The following is an 18,037-nucleotide window of genomic DNA, read 5'->3' as shown; positions in this document are numbered from 1 at the left end:
GTACGAGTACATCAACAGGTTCTACGAGGCGTCTGAGTTCGAGGCTCCTCTCACTTCGCTCTACGGTTGCAACGATTGGAAAGAGTGCGCCGACATCGCTGATTCCCGCGATCGCCGCCAGTGCTTCTTTGGTCTGTACAAGCGACAGCTGAAGGAGGCCGGAGCCGAGCAAGTCATCCACTTCGACCTCTACGAAGGCAGTCGACACAAGTACAGCATCTTCCATGCGAGTCGGCATGCCCTGGCTGCAGACAAGATGAAGGCAGCGATCTGGAGTATCGATCCGGGCGGCAGCTTCATCTTCCGAGGAGGACAGACCGACCAACTTCTGCTTGGCGTCGATGAACCGAACTTCGCACCGTTGCGGGACGCCTTGCGAGACAGATTTGGCGGGAGGGGCTGGATACGGATTGAGGATGTCGAGGAGTTTGTGATGTCCGACAAGACGGACTACCACTCGTCGCAGCTCAGGACGAAGGCCCTGATGCCAATGGAAGACGTCGGCGAGATCGAGGTCGAGGTTCCGGACAAAGCGACCTCGCCACAAGCCATGATCCCCGGCTTGCTCGAAGACGGCCCTCCGCCACCCCGCAAGGTGAAGAACTACCCGCGGGGGACGAAGCTGCGAATCGCCCCCGCGGCTGATGGGTCACGAGGTATCGCTGGCGGCTGAAGCCTGTCCTGACGTGATCGCCTCAAGCTTCCTGCGCACCCGCTCTACCCTCCGCCGGTTTACCCCAAAATCGAAGAGGCCGATACGAGACGCCGACGCTACATGGGCGACGTTCTCCGACGGGCACCATCGGAACTCCAGATCGTCGCGGAACCCGAGCCGGGTTCGGCAGACGGCGTGCAGGTAATCGTCCGTCGCCGTGACGATGTGAGTACGCGGCATGGCGGCGACGACTGCCTGGAGGCGACGAAAGAGGTCGAGCGGCTCTCCCGAGGCGTGGAACGGCGTCACTCGGTGAATCCACCACCCGCCGGGTTCGCTGCTCACATGGTCGTGCCTGAGCCTCCGGAACCGGCGTGTCGCAATCTTGTCCCGTATCAACCCTGGATCCGGTTTCCGCGGCGGTCGGCCACGTAGATGAGGCCGTCGTTCGACCCGATGAGGTCGTGGACGGTGGAGAACTGGCGCGGCGGTGCCGAGCCCGGCGTCCAGCCCACGTAATCGTACTCGTAGGCGTCCTCCGGCGGCTCGCCGTAGGCGCCCCAGTGGCGGAGGTGGGCCCCCGTCTCGCCGTCGAACACGACGACGCGGCGGTTCTGGTAGCCGTCGGCGACGAAGACCTCGTTGTCCTCCGGGTCCAGCCAGACGCCGGCGGGGCCGCCGAGAAGCTCCGGGTTCGAGCACGCCGAAAGAAGGATCGGAAGGAGGAAGATCACCCGCTGGATGCCGTCTCTCATGGCCGCCCCCTGCGTTCTGTCCGGGATCGTTGCCTCCCGGAACGGGAAGATCCACTGTACACGCTCACCTCAGCGTGGGAGAGCCTTCCATGTCGCGTCAAATGGGGTCGGGTCTGGTGGCACTGGGATGCACGATCACGCTGGCGTGCGCGCCGCCCGCGGGCGACGACCCGAGTGTCGCCGACACCGGGGAGATCGAAGCGGACCACTTCCTCCCCTCCAGCCCTGAGACGCTCAACTGGGGCTGGTTTCCGATCGACAAGGAGCCGGTGCTGCGGATCGCCTCCGGGGAGACCGTGCGGATCGAGACGTTGACCCATGTGGGGGCCACGCAGGACGAGCACCCGGTCGAGTTTCTGACGGGACTCGGGGTGCCGCGGGACGAGGTTCTCGACGACGTCATCGACTTCTGGGCCTCGCGCGACGGCCGCCCGCGCGAGGGGCGGAGCGGGCATGTCATCACCGGCCCGATCCACATCGAGGGGGCTGAGCCCGGCGACATGCTCGAGATCCGGATCCTCGACATCGAGACGCGCGTGCCGTGGGGCGTGAACTCGACGAGCGGCCGGGGCGGGGTCTTCTCCCCGAGCTATCCCGGCGCTCGCGAGGAGGACGAGCCGCTCGACATCGCGGCCGGCCGACACCTGATTCGGACGGGTAACGCGGAGGGGCGGGAAGTCGCCTTCTTCTCGCCCGACATCCACGTGCCGCTGGCGCCGTTCATGGGGATCATGGCCGTCGCCCCCGATCCGGTCGTAGGCGAGCCCGGAGTGACGGTGCCCGGCGTCCAGGGGTCGCGCCCGCCGGGCGCCTTCGGCGGCAACCTCGACGTGAAGGACCTCACGGCCGGGACGACGGCGTACCTCCCCGTATTCCATCCGGGGGCGCTCTTCTACGCGGGCGATGGGCACGGCGCGCAGGGCGACGGGGAGGTGAGCGGCACCGCGATCGAGCAGTCGCTGACCGGCGTGTTCCAGTTTGTCGTGCACAAGGGGGTGTCGATCCCCGCGCCGCGTGCCGAGACGCCGACGCACTACCTGGTCATGGGCATCGATCTCGACCTCGACCGCGCCGCGCGCGAGGCGACCCGGCTCGTGGTGGAGTTCCTCGTGGAGGAGAAGGGACTGGCGCCCGACAAGGCGCTTTCCCTGGCCAGCATCGCCGTCGATTTCCGGGTGAGCGAGGTCGTCGATCTGACCCAGGTCGTGACGGGCTTCATCCCGAAAGAAATCTTCCTTGAGCGCTGACGGTTCGCGCCGCATCTTGCCGGCCGTCGCCGCCATCGTCCTGGCGCTGTCCCCCGCGGCCCCGGCGCTCGGCGCGCAGGGTCTGGGCCCGGAGGACCGGCAGCAGCTCAGGGCCACGCGCGACACAGATGGGACGCTCCAACTGGATGGCTTCCTGGACGACGCGGTCTGGGCGCGGGCGGAATTCGCGACGACGTTCTGGCAGCGCGAGCCGGACGAGGGCGAGCCGGCCACGCGGCGGACCGAAGTCGCGTTTGCGTTCGACGACGACGCGCTGTGGATCGCCGGCCGGATGTACACGGACGACCCCGGCGGCATCCAGGCCTACCGCACGCGCCGCGACCAGAACACCGGTTCGGAGCGCCTGCTGGTCTCGCTCGATCCCTACCTGAACCGGCGCACGGCGGTCTCCTTCGGGGTGAACGCGGCGGGCAGCCGCACCGACTGGTACCACCCCGAGGACAACGTGACGAACCGCGACTACACGTGGGATCCCGTGTGGTCGGCGCGCGCGCAGCGCGACTCGCTCGGCTGGACGGCCGAGATGCGCATGCCGTTCTCGCAACTGCGCTTCAACGGCGACGAGTCGGCGTGGGGCGTGAACATCAACCGCTACATGCCGGACGTGCAGGAGAACCTCCTGTGGGAACTCGTGGTGCGGAGCGAGCCGGGCTGGGCCTCGCGCCTCGGCGACCTCACTGGACTCGAGGGCGTGCGGGGGAGCCGCGGGATCGAGTTCCTCCCCTACGTGGCGGGCGATCTGAGAACTCCCACGGGTGGCCCGATGGCGGGTGTGGTGACGCGGAGCGAGTCCCGCGTAGGGGCGGACTTCAAGGTCGGCCTCGGTTCGAGCCTGACGCTCGACGCCACCGTCAACCCGGATTTCGGACAGGTCGAAGCGGATCCGGCGGTCGTGAACCTGACCGCGTTCGAGGAAGTCTTCGAAGAGCGCCGCCCGTTCTTCACGGAGGGTCGCCAACTCATGGAGGGACTGGGTCCGCGCTACTTCTACTCGCGGCGCATCGGGGCCCCGCCCGCGGGGCGGGCGGAGGCCGACAGCGTCGTCGCGCCCGATCAGACCACGATTCTCGGGGCGGGGAAGGTCACGGGCCGGCTCCCGGGCGGGACCTCCGTAGGCGCGCTCTTCGCCGTCACCGGTCGCGAGGATGCCCGGGCGTTCCACTTCACGCAGCGCCCGGCCGCGACGGACACCATCGAGAGCGCCGTCCCGATCGCCCCGCTGAGCGCCTTCGCGGTGGCGAGACTGGAGCAGGAGTTCGGGGAGGAAGGTTCCATGCTCGGTTTCACGGGGACCACGCTCAGCCGCGAGGGCCGTCCGGAACTCGCCGCGCTCCTCCCGTGGCGCGCCTACGCCGGCGGCACGGACTGGAACCTGCGCTTCGCCGGTGGCGAGTACGAACTCACCGGACATGCGGGGTTCTCACACCTCAGCGGGAACCCGGATGCGATCCTGCGCGTGCAGCGCTCGAGCGCGCGTTTCTTCCAGCGCCCGGACCGCGCGACCGCGCGGCTGGACCCTTCGCGATCCGCGCTCTCCGGGTATACGGCGGCCCTCGGGATGCAGAAGGTGGGAGGGCGGCGCTGGCTGTGGCGCGTGCGAGGCGAAGCCGTCTCTCCCGGCTTCGAGATCAACGACGTGGGACAGATGTTCAACGCGGATCGCCTCACGGCCGAAGCCGACATCGCGATCCGCGAGACGATCCCGACCGCGTTCGCCCGCGCCTGGCAGGTCGGCCTCACCTCGGCGAGTTCGTGGAACTTCGACGGCGTGCGCACGGAGACGACGATCGGGGCCCGGGCGACCGCCACCTGGCACAACTACCTGCGCACGACGCTCGAGGGCGGATACCACCCGCGCGCGCTCAGCGACCACCTCACGCGCGGCGGCCCCCTCATGGAGACGCTCGCGCGCTGGCAGGCCGGCCTTTCGCTCGCCACCGACCGCTCCTTCCGGACCGGCTTCCGGCTCAGGGGATCCTACGGGCGCGACGAAATCGGCGGGTGGTCGTATGACGTGGGGGGGTCGCTCACCCTCCGCCCGGGGTCCGCGCTGCAACTCGAAGTCGAGCCCGGCTACCGGCGCGAAACGGAATCGCGCCAGTACCTCACGACGCTGTCCGGCGGGCGGCGGGCCACGTTCGACCGGCGCTACATCTTCTCCGCCATCGACCGCAGCACCCTCTCCCTCCGCCTCCGCGGCGCCTACGCGTTCGGGCCCGACCTCACGCTCGAGGCCTACTTCGAGCCGTTCGCGGCGAGCGGACGCCGCCACGGGCTGGGCGAACTCCTCGAACCCGGCCAGCGACACCTGCTCCTGTACGGCGAGATGGGATCGAGGATCAACCGCCGGGTGGATGGGACGTGGGACGTGTCCGAGGGCGGCCGGTCGTTTACCCTCCCCGATGGGGACTTCAACATCCTCTCTCTCCGGAGCAACGTCGTCCTCCGCTGGGAGTGGCAGCCGGGCAGCACGCTCTTCCTCGTGTGGCAGCAGGACCGCTCCGACATGCGGGCCTCGGGCGAACTCGTGGACCCCGGCCGCCTCGTCGACAGCCTGCGCTCCCGCGGGCAACACGTCTTCCTGCTCAAGATCGCCTACTGGCTCCCGATCTGAGGATCCGGGAGAGCGTCTCGAATCGAAAAGTGAGAGGGGCAACGAGGGGGTGGAATGGGAACGACGGATATGACGGGGAAGGTCGCGCTCGTGACGGGCGGGACGAAGGGGATCGGGCGCGCGATCGCGGAGCACCTGCTCGCGGCGGGGGCGTCCGTGGCGGTCTGCGCGAGGACCGGGGCGGCGGTGCGCGCGGCCGAGGCGGCACTCGGCGACCGGGCGCTGGGCATCGTGTGCGACGTGGCGGACGCGGCGGCCTGCGAGGGCATGGTGGAGGAGACCGTGGCCCGCTTCGGCCGGCTCGACATCCTTGTGAACAACGCCGGACTCGGGATCTTCAAACCGCTGCGGGAGATGAGCGTCGAGGAGTGGCAGCTCCAGATCGACGTGAACCTCGGCGGCGTGTTCTACTGCTCGCGGGCCGCGCTCCCCCACCTGAGTGCGAGCGGCGACGGCTTCATCGTGAACATCGCGTCGCTCGCCAGCCGCCATCCCTTCCACGGCGGCACCGGGTACAACGCGAGCAAGTACGGCCTGCTCGGACTCACCGAGGCGATGCTGCTCGACGTGCGCTACGACGACGTGCGGGTGAGCATCGTGATGCCCGGGAGCGTGGACACGTACTTCAACGGCCGGGAGCAGGTGCCGGAACGGACCTGGCGCCTGCACGTGGACGACTGCGCGTCGGCGGTCATGCAACTGCTCTCCTATCCGAAGGAGGCACACGTGAGCCGGGTCGAACTGCGCCCCTCGCAGCCACCGCGGAAGGCGTGACCACGCCGACGGAGAGTGCGGGAGCAGGCGCCCACGACGAACTCGGCGCCCACGACGAACTCGGCGCCCACGTCTCGGTGGCGGGGGGCGTGCAGACCGCGCCGCGGCGGGCGGCGGAGATCGGAGCGACCAACCTCCAGCTCTTCACCAAGCAGCCCAACCGGTGGGCCGAGCCGCGAATCGACGACGAGACGGCCGCGGCGTTCAAGGCGGTGCGCGCCGAGCACGAGATCGCGGTCGCGGGGGCCCACGACTCCTATCTCATCAACCTCTCATCCCCCGACCGGCGGCTGTGGCGGATGTCGCAACGCTCCTTCGAGAGCGAACTTCGGCGCTGCGTGCGGCTCGGCCTCGATTTCCTCGTGACCCATCCCGGGAACGCGACGGACGGGGACATCGAGGAGGGCCTCGCGCGCAACGCGCGGGGCGTGACCGAATCGCTGGAGGCCGTGAAAGGCCCGACCCGCGTCCTCCTCGAACTCACCGCCGGCGCCGGCACGACCGTCGGCGCGAGCTTCGAGAACCTGCGCGCCATCCTCGACCGGATCCCGGAATCCCGGCGGGGACGCGTGGGCATCTGTTTCGACACGTGCCACGCCTACTCGGCGGGCTACGACCTGGTCGGCGACTACGATGGCGTCTGGGAGGCGTTCGACCGCGTTCTGGGAATCGAACGCCTGGGTCTCATCCACGTGAACGACTCGCAGCACCCCTTCGACTCGCGAAAGGACCGCCACGAAGAGATCGGCGAGGGCAGCCTCGGCGAGGGTCCGTTCCGGCGCTTGATGGGGGACGCCCGCCTGCGCCACGTCCCCAAGATCCTGGAGACCCCGAAGGGGGAGGACGGCGCGGACGCCGACATCCGGAACCTCGCGCGCCTGCGGAGCTACCGACAAAGGAGGCGCTGAACATGTCCGATCCGGTGAGAACCCGACGCCGCGGGCACGTCCTCGAAGTCACGCTGGACCGACCGCCGGCGAACGCGATCGATGCGGCGACGAGCATCCGCATGGGGGAGGTCTTCTGCGACTTTCGCGACGACGATGATCTCCGCGTGGCGATCCTCGCCTCGGCCGGCGACCGCATCTTCTCGGCCGGCTGGGACCTGAAGGCCGCGGCCGGGGGCGAGCACGAGCGGATGGACTACGGGGTGGGCGGCTTCGGCGGGATCACGGAGCTGTGGGACCTGACGAAGCCCGTGATCGCCGCCGTAAACGGCCTGGCGGTGGGCGGAGGGTGCGAGATCATGCTTGCCGCCGACCTCATCGTCGCGAGCGAGGGCGCCGAGTTCTGGTTCCCCGAAGGCCGGCTGGGGAACGTGCCCGACGCGGGCGGCGTCCAGCGGCTTCCGAGGCGGCTGCCGCGGAACGTCGCGCTGGAGATGCTGCTCACCGGTCGCCGGATGGGCGCCGCGGAGGCGCACGAATGGGGCCTCGTGAACTGGGTCGTCCCCTCGGAGCAGGTGCTTTCGAAGGCCCGGGAGGTTGCCGAGGGTCTGGCCCGGAACGCCCCACTCTCGATGCGGGCGATCAAGGAGATCGTGCGCGGGATCGAGGGTTCGTCGGTGCGGGACGCCTTCGAGGCCGTACAGGAGGGCCGGTTCCCCGCCTACGAGCGCATGCTCGTCTCGGAAGACCACGCGGAAGGCCCCCGCGCCTTCACGGAGAAGCGCGAGCCGAACTTCAAGGGCCGCTAGCCGGGCCCGGCGGGTGGCGGGCGTCGCTTCCCAGGGACTGCTCGGTCAGTGCCAGCGTCGGCGCGAGGACTCCACCCGGTACAGGATGTAGTCGCGCAGCGCGCACGCCACGCGGCGGTCGATATACGGGACCGTGATCCTCCCGCACGCCAGTTGGACACGCAGCGTGGCTAGGCCCTTCCGGCGCTGTAGCGGCGACTGTCTCACGGCCGCGGACTGAACTTTCCGCAGGGGGAACGCCTTCACGTCGCTTCCGATGAAGCCGCTGCGGCTCGCCAGTCCGTCGCGGTCGTACGCGTATCCCTGCCGGCGCCAGTGCTGCCAGGCGGCGAGCGCCGCGGCCGGGATGGATGCGGCCCACCAGAAGAGGATCGTAGACGTGCGGCCGAACACTCCGGCCCACGCCAGCACCAGGAGGGTTCCGAAGACGGTGGCCAGGACAAGGCCGTACCGCAGGGTGAGGGCGCGAATGTAGTGGGGCGACACCCGCTTGAAACCGCGGCTTCGGGGCAGAACGGGAACCGCCGTCGCTTCCCGCGCGAACACCAGCGCCCGCAGTTCCTCGGCGAGCCGGTCGCCCAGGAGCGGCACCTCAAGCACGTCCGGCACGTCGACGGCGGAGACCCGGCCCGCCTCCGGGGAGACCGCCGCGGCGGGGAGGGCGTAGAGCCGGTACCGCCGCAACCACCGCAGCACGAGGCCTTGGCTCACGGTCAGTTGCTGGATCTTCGGCGCCTCGACCACGACCTCGCGTTGCGTGAGGAGGCCCGCGCGCGAACGGAACCTGCCGCCATCGTGTTGCAGCGTGAAGTTGTGGTGTCGCAGGAAGGCGGCGGTCACCGTGAGGAGGAGCGCCACGCCCGCGATGGAGGCGATCACGGCGGCCGCGAGCCCCACCTGCGCGAGCGCCCCGAGTCCGGTGAACGCGCTCGCCGCACTGTCGACGCCGGCTTCGATCGCCTCCAGGATCGGATCGAGGGAATCGCCGGGCTGGAGCAGGTCGGTCAGTATGCCGATCAGCGCCGCCACGAAGATGAAGTTCCGGCTGGCGAGCCCGATGCGCACCATGTCGGCCGGGCCGAGCCGGAGAAGGACGGGGCCCGGTCCGACGCCGGACCGCGCTTCCGCCGGAGCGGCCGACCCGCTCGCGGCCGCCGCCGCCGAGTCCCCCTCGCCCGCGGCGGGGCCCTCGAGGACGGGTCGAAGAGCCGTCACGCTGCGTTGCAGCCGGTGGGCGACTTCCGTCCTGATCGACGGCAGTTTGCCCTCGGCCTGGACCGAGCCCGACGTATCCAGGGTGACCGACACCAGCCCGAACAGGCGGTCGACCGGGGACCGCCTGACGTTGATGCCCTGCACGCGCTCGTAGGGGAGGTCGAGCGCCGTCTTCTTGAGGACGCCTTTGCGGATGAAGAGTCGGTCGCCGGCGATCCTGAACCTGAAGCACGCCCACTGAACCGCGCCCACCACGAAGGGCAGCAGCAGCACCGCCCCGAGCACGAGGAGCAGAATCCCGAGAGCGCCGGGATCGTCCCGCACCAGGGGTATGATCGCGATCAGCGGGATCAGGGCGCCCATCATCGCTCGCGCCAGGATCCTGAAGACGTTTCCGGCGAAGAAGAGAAGGGCGAAGGGGGAGGAGCGCTGCCATTCGCCGGGGTTCGGCGGATTCACCGGCCGGTGTCCCCCGCGGTTTCGAAGCGTTCGTCGGAATCCGCGGCGGGCGCCCCGGATTCTATTCGTTCCGAGATGTAGACGCGCAGCCGCTCGGCGGTCTCCCGTCCCAAACCGCGGACACGGTTGCCGAGGCCGCCCCCCGCCGGAAAGACCGACAGGCTGGCCAGCCCGAACCGGCGGTCCAGCGGCGTGCTGTGGAGCTTGGTGTGCTGCACGCGGTTGAAGGGGAACGCCTTCACGGAGCGCCACAGGACGCCGGACTTGTACAGGAGGTCCTTCTCGCGGACGACATACCCCCGACGCGGGACGGCGATGAGCGGCCATACGATGGAGCACACGCAGAAGGCCCCCAGGGCCGTCCACAGGAGGGCCGGCAGCCACGGCACGGACTCCGCGATGGCGGCCCGGTTGCGAGGGGATACCGCCATCTGGAACCCTCCGGCCCCCAGGACGTAGACGACGGCCCGGATGGTCGCCCCGACCTGGAGGCGCCTCGCGAAACGGTGGTGAAGCGGCGTCCAGTCGACGTTCTCGGCGCCGGGCAGTGCGTCGAGCGGTATTTCGACGTTGAAGAAGTCGCCGGGTACTTCGAGTTGCGGGGTCGCCGACGCGGCTGGCCCGCGGCCCTCAGTGCCCATCGTTCGGTCGCAAGGGCCGCTGTGTGTGCGTCATTGGGAACCTCCGAGGGGTCGAGCCGGGATCCGGTCCTCGAAACAGTGGCCGACGGGTGCGGTTGCCGCCAGACGACGCCCGGTCGATCCTTGATGGGACACCCAACTCGCCCATTCCCGGGACTGGCCAATGAAATCAGCGAACGCGAGACACGACCGGTCGTGCGGGGCTCCGAGGAGGGCTAAGCTGCTCGCTGTGCTGGGAGTCTGTCTCCTCGCAGCCGGTCTTCCCGGCTGCGGGATGGGGGAGGCACCGACGGCGGCGGAGCCGTTCGACGTGCTCATCACGGGGGCGCGCATCGTGGACGGGGCCGGGAACCCCTGGATGCGGGGCGACGTCGGCCTCCGGGGCGACCGGATCGCGGCGGTCGGGAACCTCGCGGGCCACCCGGCCGCGCGCACGATCGACGCGGCGGACCGCGTGGTCAGCCCCGGCTTCATCGACATGATGGGCCAGTCGAGCGTCGTCCTCATCACGGATCCCCCGAGCGCCGAGAGCAAGCTCCGGCAGGGGATCACGACCTACCTCTCCGGCGAAGGCGGGTCGGCCGCGCCGCAGAGCGACGCCACGCAGCCCTGGGGGGTGGTCGTGAACGGCGAGGAACTGCGCTGGCGGACGTACGCCGAGTACTTCGCGCACGTCGAGCGCATCGGCATCCCGATCAACGTGGTGCACGACGTCGGACTCACCCAGGTGCGCCGCGTGGTCCTGGGCGAGGAGGACGTGCAGCCGACGCCCGGGCAACTCGAGGAGATGAAGGCGCTCGTGCGGCAGGCGATGGAGGACGGCGCGGTCGGGACCTCCACGTCTCTCATCTATCCGCCCGCCGTGTACGCGACGACGGAGGAACTCGTCGAACTCACGCGCGTCGCGGGCGAGTACGGCGGCACCTACTTCACGCATATGCGGAACGAATCGCACTCCGTCCTGGAGGCGATCCGCGAAGCGATCGAGATCGGCGTCCGCGCCGGCACCCCCGTCCACATCTACCACCTCAAAGCCGCGGGACAGGAGAACTGGCCGCTGATGGCCGAGGCCCTCGCCCTCATCGACTCGGCGAGGGTGGCCGGGATCGACGTGACGGCGGACATCTATCCCTACATCCGGAACGGGATCGGCCTGGGGTCCTTCCTCCACCCGCGGCACTACGCGGGCGGCAGGGCTCCCTTCCTGGAGACCCTGTCCGACCCCGCGGTGCGAGCCGAGCTCCGCCGAGAGGTGGAGACGACGTCGGACTGGGAGAACTGGTACCGCCATGTGGGCATGGACTGGGACAAGGTTCTCATCGTCTCCGCCTCCGACGAGGTGGACGAGCGAGTGATCAACCTCTCGGTCGCCGAGGCGGGGGACCTCCTCGGGACCGATCCGTGGGACGCGTTCTTCGATCTCGTTCAGGCGGGCGGCGTGAGCGTGAACCCGGAGAGCATGAACGAGGAGCAGAAGTGGCAGGCCCTTCGGGCCGAGTTCGTGATGATCGACACCGACGCCTCCCCGGTGAATCCGGCGACCACGGCGAGTTCCCATCCGCGGGCGTTCGGAGCCTTCCCGCGCGTGATCGCGAAGTACGTGAGGGAAGACGGGATCCTGAGTCTGGAGGACGCCGTGCGCCGCATGACGTCGCTCGCCGCCCGCCGGCTGGGGTTGGCCGACAGGGGCCTGATCGCGCCGGGAATGGCGGCGGACCTCGTCATCTTCGATCCGGAGGAGGTGCGGGACCTGGCCCGGTTCGGCGACGCGATGCGCTATGCCGAGGGGATGGACTTCGTGTTCGTGAACGGCGTGCCCGTGATCGACGGCGGCGCGCTCACGGAGGCACAGCCCGGTCGCCTCCTGCGCCGCGAGACGGGGGCGGAGCGGCGATGAGGAGGACCGGGCCTTCGCGGGCCGTCTCCGCGCGCGTGGTGCTCGGGCCGGCGGTGCCGGGGTTCGTGGTGCTGCTGGGGCTCGCGGCATGCGCGGCGCCCTCGGGCGACACGGCCGATCTCGTTTTGGATCTCGTCCTGGTGGATGGAGAGATCCTCACGATGGGATCGCCGGGGACCGTGGAGGCGCTGGCGGTCGCCGACGGCCGCGTGGCGGCCGTGGGAACCTCGGAGGAAATCCGCGGGCTGGCCGGGCCCGGCACGCGCGTCGTGGAGTTGAACGGGCGAACCGTGATCCCGGGGCTCACTGACAACCACTACCACGGGATCGGGGGCGGTTCCGGCGTCGACCTGACGCGGGCGCGATCGATGGCGGACGTGATCGACGCGATCGCCGCCTTCGCGTTGGAGACCGCGCCCGGCGGGTTGATCATCACGAACCGCGATTGGCATGAGGGACAACTCGCCGAGCACCGCCTCCCGTACCGTGACGATCTCGACGGCGCGGCGCCCGGGCAGCCGGTCGTCGTCGTCCGTGGCGGGCACGAGTACGTGCTGAACAGCCCGGCGCTCGCCCGCTGGGGCATCGACGAATCGACGCCGGAGGTGCCGGGCGGCCGCATCGGACGCTACCCGAGCGGGCGGCTGAACGGCGAACTCGTCGACCGCGCCAAGGACCTCGTGACGCTGCCGACAGCCGCGCCGCCCGACTCGGCCGCCGTCCTGGACGAGCTGGCCGAGGAGTACGCCGCGCTCAACTCCCGCGGTCTGACCAGCATCCGTTACCCGGGCGGCCCCCCCGAGCAGTACCGGGCCATCGAGCGCCTCCGGGACCAGGGCCGGCTCACCGTGCGCGTGAACTATGTCCTCCGCGCCCCGCGCGGCGCCGGGGCGCCGCCGCTTGCCGACGCGCTCGCCACGTGGCCGGCCATGGGCGAGGGCGACGCCTGGCTCCGCGTCGGCGGCGTGAAGCTCGGCGTGGACGGCGGCTTCGAGGGCGGCCTCATGCGCGAGCCGTACGAGGAACCGTGGGGCGAGGGCGGCACCTTCCGCGGCCTGCAGACCGTGCCGACCGACCGCTACATCGAGACCGTCCGCGAACTTCACCGGCAGGGTTGGCGGGTGGCGACGCACGCTGTGGGCGACGCGGCCATCGACCTCGTCCTCGACGGCTACGAGGCCGCGCACGCCGACGCCCCGATCGACGGCCTCCGCTGGGTCATCGAACACGGGTTCCTCCCGCGCGACGACCACTTCCCGCGCATGCGGGCGCTCGGTCTATCGGTGACGGCGCAAAACCACCTCTTCGTCGCGGCCCCGAGTCTCGTGAAGTACTGGGGTGCGGATCGCGCCGCCTGGACCACGCCCGTGCGTGCCTATCTCGACGCCGGGATCCCGGTGTCGCTGGGGACGGACTCCCCCGTCGTCCCCTGGGAACCATGGTGGATGCTGCACCACTTCACGACGCGCGGCACGATCAGCGCCGGCGTGCTGGATCCGGCCCAGGCGATCACCCGCGAGGAGGCGCTGCGCGCGGTGACAATCGGGTACGCGCACCTCACCTTCGAAGAGGAAGAGAGGGGGACGCTCGAGGTCGGGATGGCCGCCGACCTCATCGTCACGGCGGACCATGTGCTGGAGTGCGAGGACCCATGCCTGGAATCGATGGCGGTCGATCTGACCGTCGTGGGCGGCCGGATCGTGTACGAGCGGTGAACGCGCGCGTCCGCCGGACCTGTCTGCTCGCCGCGGCCGGACTCCTCGTCTCGGGAGCCGCGGGCCCGGCGGGGGAGGGCGCGCCTGCTCCCGTGCACGACAGCGATGCCCGCTTCGTCGTCGAACTCGAGTGGCCGCGCGAGAACGTCGCCCGCACGCTCGGCGTCGCCCGCTCGGAACTCGGCATGTACGGCCGCGGCAACCCGTTCCAGACGCGCGACATCGGCGATCTGGCGTGCGTCGTCGGCCCCCTCTTCGCGCTCGACATCGAGGACGGGTTCGCGTTCGACATCGATGAGCCGGTCGACCTCGTGGTCACCTACGCGCCGGAACTCACGGGCCCGTTCAGCGTCGGGTTCAACGACAACGGCGGCGACGGGATCGGCGAGTCGGCGACCATCGAACCCGAGTCCGGCTCCGGACCCGGCTCCACCTCCGGCTCGCCCCTCGCCACGGCCCGGGTGACGCTCGAACGCGCCCGCTTCGCCGCGCACGGCATCCGCGACACCGATCTCGCCATCGGCGGTCCGGAAGGGATCGCCCTCTGCGACATCGAGGTCGTGCGCAGCCACGCCACGCCCGTCCCGACCGGCTACGGCACGCTGCGCCTGTCGGTCGAGGATGCCGAGAGCGGGCGCCCGGTCCCCGCACGGTTCGGCCTCTATGACGAGACGGGTCGCGCTCCGCTCCCGTCCGAGCGCTCCGTTCTCGTGCACCGCTTCGTCGACGAAGTGCGCCTCCTGTGGGTGAACCCGCGCACGTGGTGGCCGTCCGAGCACCGCCTCGCCTTCTACGTCGACGGCGATTACGAGGCCCGCCTTCCGGTCGGGAGGTACGAACTCGTCGCGACGCGGGGCCCCGAGTACCGCGGCTACCAGCGGACCGTTGAGGTGCGCGCCGATGAGACGACCGATCTCACGGTCTCGCTCGAGCGCTACGCAAACCTCCCGGCCGACGGATGGTACTCCGGCGATTCCCACGTGCACATCGCGCGCGAGCACACCGAGGACGACGCCGTATGGGCGCAGATCGCCGCCGAAGACATCCACGTCGCGAACCTGCTCGAGATGGGCAACATCGCCGTCACGCACTTCAAGCAGCCTGCGTGGGGGGAGGCCGGACAGTACGTGCGCGAGGGCCATGCGCTCGTGTCCGGACAGGAGGACCCGCGCACCGTTCACCGCGGACACACGATCCACCACAACCTGCAGCATCCCATCCGTCCGGACCCGGAGTCCTACTTCCTCTATCACCGCGTGTTCGAGGCATCGCGCGCCCAGGGCGGGATCTCCGGCTACGCGCACATGGGCCAACTCTTCAACGGCGAGCGGGGTTTGGCGCTCGACGTGCCGTTCGACCTCGTCGACTTCATCGAGGTCCTCCAGGGCGGCCGCCTGTACGACGACATCTGGTACAGCTTCCTGAACCTCGGCTTCAACGTCCGTCCCATCGCGGGCGCCGACTACCCGTACTTCGGACCCACGCTGCCGGGGGTCGAGCGCACCTACGTGAAGCTGGACGGGCCGTTCGCCCCGACCGAGTGGTACAACGCCTACCGCTCCGGCCACACCTACGTGAGCAACGGGCCCTTCATCGAGTTCCGCGTGAACGGGCGGGAGATGGGCTCCGAGCTTCGCGCCGAGCGCGGGGAGAGCCTCGAAATCGTGGCGGAGGCGTCGCTGAACCCCGACATCGACCGCCTGAACCGGCTGGAACTCGTCGTCCACGGCGAGGTCGTCGCGACCGCGACCCAGGCGTCCGAGGACGGCGACCGGCTGCGGCTCGCCACGCAGGTCGAGGCCGACGAGAGCCTGTGGGTTGCCGTCCGCGCCTTCGGCGACCGCGACGGGGCGCGCGACATGACGGTCGCGCACAGCGCCCCGGTGTTCGTCGTCGTCGAGGACGAGCCCTGGTGGAAGCTGGAAGCCGTGCCCGAACTCGTCGCCCGCCACCGGGCCAAGCTCCGGGAACTGCTCATGGAGCCGATCCGGCCCGAGGGCGATCTCGAATACTGGGAGACGACCCGCCTCCTGGAGGAGGAATGGGAACAGCAGCGCCTCCGCCTCGAACCGCGCGTACAGGAGGCGGACGCCCGCTACCAGACCCTCCTCGACCGCGCCCGCGCCGCGGGCGCCGCTTTTCCCGAATGACCGGATCCCGTCACCAGGAGGACCCTATGCGCCGTCACGCTCTTCTCGCTCTCTGCGTCGTTCTATCCCTCACCGCCCTCGCGCCCGCTGGCTGGTCTGATGCGGAGGCGCAGAGCCTTTCGCCCATCGACGCCGAGACGCGCTGGACGCTGTCCGCCGTGGGGGATGTGATCATGAACCGGCGCACGGCGCCGTTCGACCACCCCGGCGACCCCGGCTTCCACGACCTCGCCAACATCATCCGGGCGACGGATGCCGCGTTCCTGAACCTCGAGCAGTCCGTGTTCCGGCTGCAGGAGTTCACGGGCTGGCCGGCGGCGGAGAACGGCGGCAACTACGAGGTGGGCTCGCCCGAGACGCTGAAGGACCTCGTGGACATGGGGTTCAACCTCTACAACCGGGCGAACAACCACTCGACGGATTACGGGGTCGAGGGCATGCGCCTCACGAACCGGCTGATGGACGAGTGGGGCCTCATCCACTCCGGGACCGGCGAGAACCTGGGCTGGGCCAGCCGTCCCGGATATCTGGAGACGCCGAAGGGCCGCATCGCGCTCATCGGGATGGCGTCGACCTTCACGCCCATGTCGCGCGCCGGCAAGACCGGCCCCACCGTTCAGGGACGCCCGGGGCTGAACCCGCTGCGGCTGAGCACGCGCTACGAGGGGTCGCCGGAGACGATGGCCGCGCTCCAGGATGTGGCGCGCCGGCAGGGCGGGGACGTGTCGGACGATCCGGACGCGCCTGTCCGCGTCTTCGGTTCCACCGTGTTCCCCGGAGACGAGGACCGCGCGACCGTGTCGCTCAACGACGAGGACCGCGAACGCGTCCTGCACGAGGTGCGAAACGCCACCGACCAGGCCGACTACGTCGTCGTGAACAGCCACTCGCACGAGCCGGGCAACGCGTTCGTGACGGCGCCGGCGTGGATGGAGGAGTTCGCGCGGCAGACGATCGACGAGGGGGCGGACGCGTTCATCATCCACGGGCCGCACCAGCTCCGCGGCGTGGAGATCTACAGGGGCCGGCCGATCTTCTACTCTCTGGCGAACTTCATCTTCCAGAACGAGACGATCGACCCCATGCCCTCCGACCAGCGCGACCGCTACGGGATCCCGCTCGACCGGCTCGCGTCGGAGATCTACGACACGCGCTTCCAGGTGGACGAGGACGGCAACCCCACGACGGGCTTCCCCATCGGGTCCGAGTGGTACGAAAGCGTCGTTCCGGTCGCGACCTTCGAGGGCGAAGAGGTGGTCGAGATCATCTTCCACCCGATTGAACTCAGCTGGAAGGCGCCGCGCGGGCGGCGGGGCACCCCGCGGATCGCGCCCGAGGAACTGGGCCGAAGGATCATCGAGCACCTCGCCGAACTGTCGCGCCCCTACGGCACCGAGATCACGTACGAGAACGGCGTCGGCGTCTGGCGGCGCTAACCGCCGCTGGACAGCCCCGTCGCCTTCAATCGCCGCTGGCGGCCACGCCGAGGCCTTCCCGCTCGGCGGCGTCGCAAAGACGCTGATCGAAGCAAAGGAAAACGAGCGGATCCGAGAGTTGCTCGTTCACCAGCAGGGCGGCGCCAAGGTGGCCGGCATCGGCAGCCCGGAGGGGGTGCCGGGCCAGCACCGCGTTCGCCCGGGCGCGGACGGCAAGCAAATCGATGATTTCGTCCCAGCCGGCGGCGAAGCCACGAAGGCGGTCGAGAGCCGTCCGCCGCTCCCCCCGGGTCAGCGTCCCTTCGCGCGTGCACCTTTCGATCGCGCTCGTGATCTCCGTCCGGGTCCAGGCCCAAGTCACGACGTGATCGTCTTCGAGGAGCCACGCTCGAGCCAACCGGCTCCCAGGCTCGGAGACCATCAGCGGGACAAGGGCCGACGCATCCCAATACCTCACAGCCGGTCGGCCCGGTCCTCCGCCAAGGCTTGCGAAATGCTCGTCGACAGTTTCATGGGAGGATGGTCGAGAATCGATGCGGCCGATCCCGAGCGGGGCCGGAGAAGACCATCGGCAATCAGCCGGTCGCGCACGGCGTCGTCGCCCCCCGGCCGGGCCGCGATCAACCTGGCGACCGGCACCCCGCGGTCGAGGATCTGAATCTCGCCGCCCCGCCGGACGTGGCGAAGGTAACGCGAGAGATTGGCCTTGAGAGACGAAATCGATACTGTAGTCATAAGGTCAATCTAGTCTCGATATAAAGA

16 protein-coding genes are annotated in these 18,037 nt (G+C 69.7%); 10 read left to right on the top strand and 6 right to left on the bottom strand.

Translation table 11 applies throughout. The features are described from left to right. The coding region (locus OXN85_08390; protein MCY3599975.1) for a hypothetical protein at positions 1–673 on the top strand (673 nt) is incomplete at its 5' end. Here OXN85_08390 and OXN85_08385 read toward each other — a convergent pair. Next, on the bottom strand, positions 650–964 hold the full coding sequence (locus tag OXN85_08385; GenBank protein ID MCY3599974.1) for a DUF1499 domain-containing protein: 315 nt from the start codon (positions 962–964) through the stop codon (positions 650–652). The genes OXN85_08390 and OXN85_08385 overlap by 24 nt on opposite strands. Before the next feature lie 86 nt (positions 965–1,050). Then, positions 1,051–1,410, bottom strand: a complete 360-nt coding sequence (locus OXN85_08380) for a hypothetical protein (protein MCY3599973.1) — start codon at positions 1,408–1,410, stop codon at positions 1,051–1,053. Positions 1,411–1,499: 89 nt separating this feature from the next. Between OXN85_08380 and OXN85_08375 the strand changes: the two genes are divergently transcribed. Genes OXN85_08375 through OXN85_08355 form a run of 5 tightly spaced genes read left to right on the top strand, consistent with a single transcriptional unit; the run spans position 1,500 to position 7,762 of the window. Continuing rightward, positions 1,500–2,657: an acetamidase/formamidase family protein gene (locus OXN85_08375; GenBank protein MCY3599972.1), complete on the top strand. Its 1,158-nt coding sequence runs from the start codon at positions 1,500–1,502 to the stop codon at positions 2,655–2,657. Further along, positions 2,647–5,292 carry a DUF5916 domain-containing protein gene (locus tag OXN85_08370; protein MCY3599971.1) on the top strand — a complete coding sequence of 882 codons (2,646 nt, stop codon included), beginning with the start codon at positions 2,647–2,649 and terminating at the stop codon, positions 5,290–5,292. Before OXN85_08375 ends, OXN85_08370 begins: the two co-directional genes overlap by 11 nt. A gap of 54 nt (positions 5,293–5,346) precedes the next feature. Then, positions 5,347–6,066 (top strand): SDR family oxidoreductase, encoded by a 720-nt coding sequence (locus OXN85_08365; protein ID MCY3599970.1) that lies wholly within the window; start codon positions 5,347–5,349, stop codon positions 6,064–6,066. After that, positions 6,063–6,974: a deoxyribonuclease IV gene (locus OXN85_08360; GenBank protein MCY3599969.1), complete on the top strand. Its 912-nt coding sequence runs from the start codon at positions 6,063–6,065 to the stop codon at positions 6,972–6,974. Before OXN85_08365 ends, OXN85_08360 begins: the two co-directional genes overlap by 4 nt. A 2-nt stretch (positions 6,975–6,976) precedes the next feature. Then, the gene (locus OXN85_08355; GenBank protein ID MCY3599968.1) at positions 6,977–7,762 is read left to right on the top strand and encodes an enoyl-CoA hydratase-related protein; all 786 of its coding nucleotides are present in this window, start codon (positions 6,977–6,979) and stop codon (positions 7,760–7,762) included. Positions 7,763–7,807: 45 nt separating this feature from the next. Here the strand turns inward: OXN85_08355 and OXN85_08350 are convergent, their stop codons facing one another. Beyond that, positions 7,808–9,436 carry a PH domain-containing protein gene (locus OXN85_08350; protein ID MCY3599967.1) on the bottom strand — a complete coding sequence of 543 codons (1,629 nt, stop codon included), beginning with the start codon at positions 9,434–9,436 and terminating at the stop codon, positions 7,808–7,810. Continuing rightward, on the bottom strand, positions 9,433–10,077 hold the full coding sequence (locus OXN85_08345; protein ID MCY3599966.1) for a PH domain-containing protein: 645 nt from the start codon (positions 10,075–10,077) through the stop codon (positions 9,433–9,435). Before OXN85_08345 ends, OXN85_08350 begins: the two co-directional genes overlap by 4 nt. Before the next feature lie 274 nt (positions 10,078–10,351). Here OXN85_08345 and OXN85_08340 point away from each other — a divergent pair, with 274 nt between their 5' ends. From OXN85_08340 to OXN85_08325, 4 genes are read left to right on the top strand one after another with little or no spacing between them, the layout of a single operon-like run. After that, complete coding sequence (locus OXN85_08340) at positions 10,352–11,974, top strand: D-aminoacylase (protein ID MCY3599965.1); 1,623 nt, start codon at positions 10,352–10,354, stop codon at positions 11,972–11,974. Further along, on the top strand, positions 11,971–13,689 hold the full coding sequence (locus OXN85_08335) for an amidohydrolase (GenBank protein ID MCY3599964.1): 1,719 nt from the start codon (positions 11,971–11,973) through the stop codon (positions 13,687–13,689). Before OXN85_08340 ends, OXN85_08335 begins: the two co-directional genes overlap by 4 nt. Further along, entirely contained in the window at positions 13,686–15,839 is a 2,154-nt protein-coding gene (locus OXN85_08330) for a CehA/McbA family metallohydrolase (protein ID MCY3599963.1), read from the top strand. Before OXN85_08335 ends, OXN85_08330 begins: the two co-directional genes overlap by 4 nt. 26 nt (positions 15,840–15,865) lie before the next feature. Then, positions 15,866–17,275 carry a CapA family protein gene (locus OXN85_08325; protein ID MCY3599962.1) on the top strand — a complete coding sequence of 470 codons (1,410 nt, stop codon included), beginning with the start codon at positions 15,866–15,868 and terminating at the stop codon, positions 17,273–17,275. 25 nt (positions 17,276–17,300) lie between these two features. On the opposite strand, the gene OXN85_08320 is transcribed toward OXN85_08325, so the two are convergent. Both OXN85_08320 and OXN85_08315 read right to left on the bottom strand, forming a co-directional pair. Beyond that, the gene (locus OXN85_08320) at positions 17,301–17,696 is read right to left on the bottom strand and encodes a type II toxin-antitoxin system VapC family toxin (GenBank protein ID MCY3599961.1); all 396 of its coding nucleotides are present in this window, start codon (positions 17,694–17,696) and stop codon (positions 17,301–17,303) included. A gap of 32 nt (positions 17,697–17,728) precedes the next feature. Next, complete coding sequence (locus OXN85_08315) at positions 17,729–18,010, bottom strand: type II toxin-antitoxin system prevent-host-death family antitoxin (protein ID MCY3599960.1); 282 nt, start codon at positions 18,008–18,010, stop codon at positions 17,729–17,731. Positions 18,011–18,037 lie beyond the last annotated feature (27 nt).

Source organism: Candidatus Palauibacter australiensis (genome assembly GCA_026705295.1).
Taxonomy (GTDB): Bacteria; Gemmatimonadota; Gemmatimonadetes; order Palauibacterales; family Palauibacteraceae; genus Palauibacter; species Palauibacter australiensis.
Note: the sequence above shows the minus strand (reverse complement) of the source record. Positions and strands in the feature narration are given on the sequence as shown.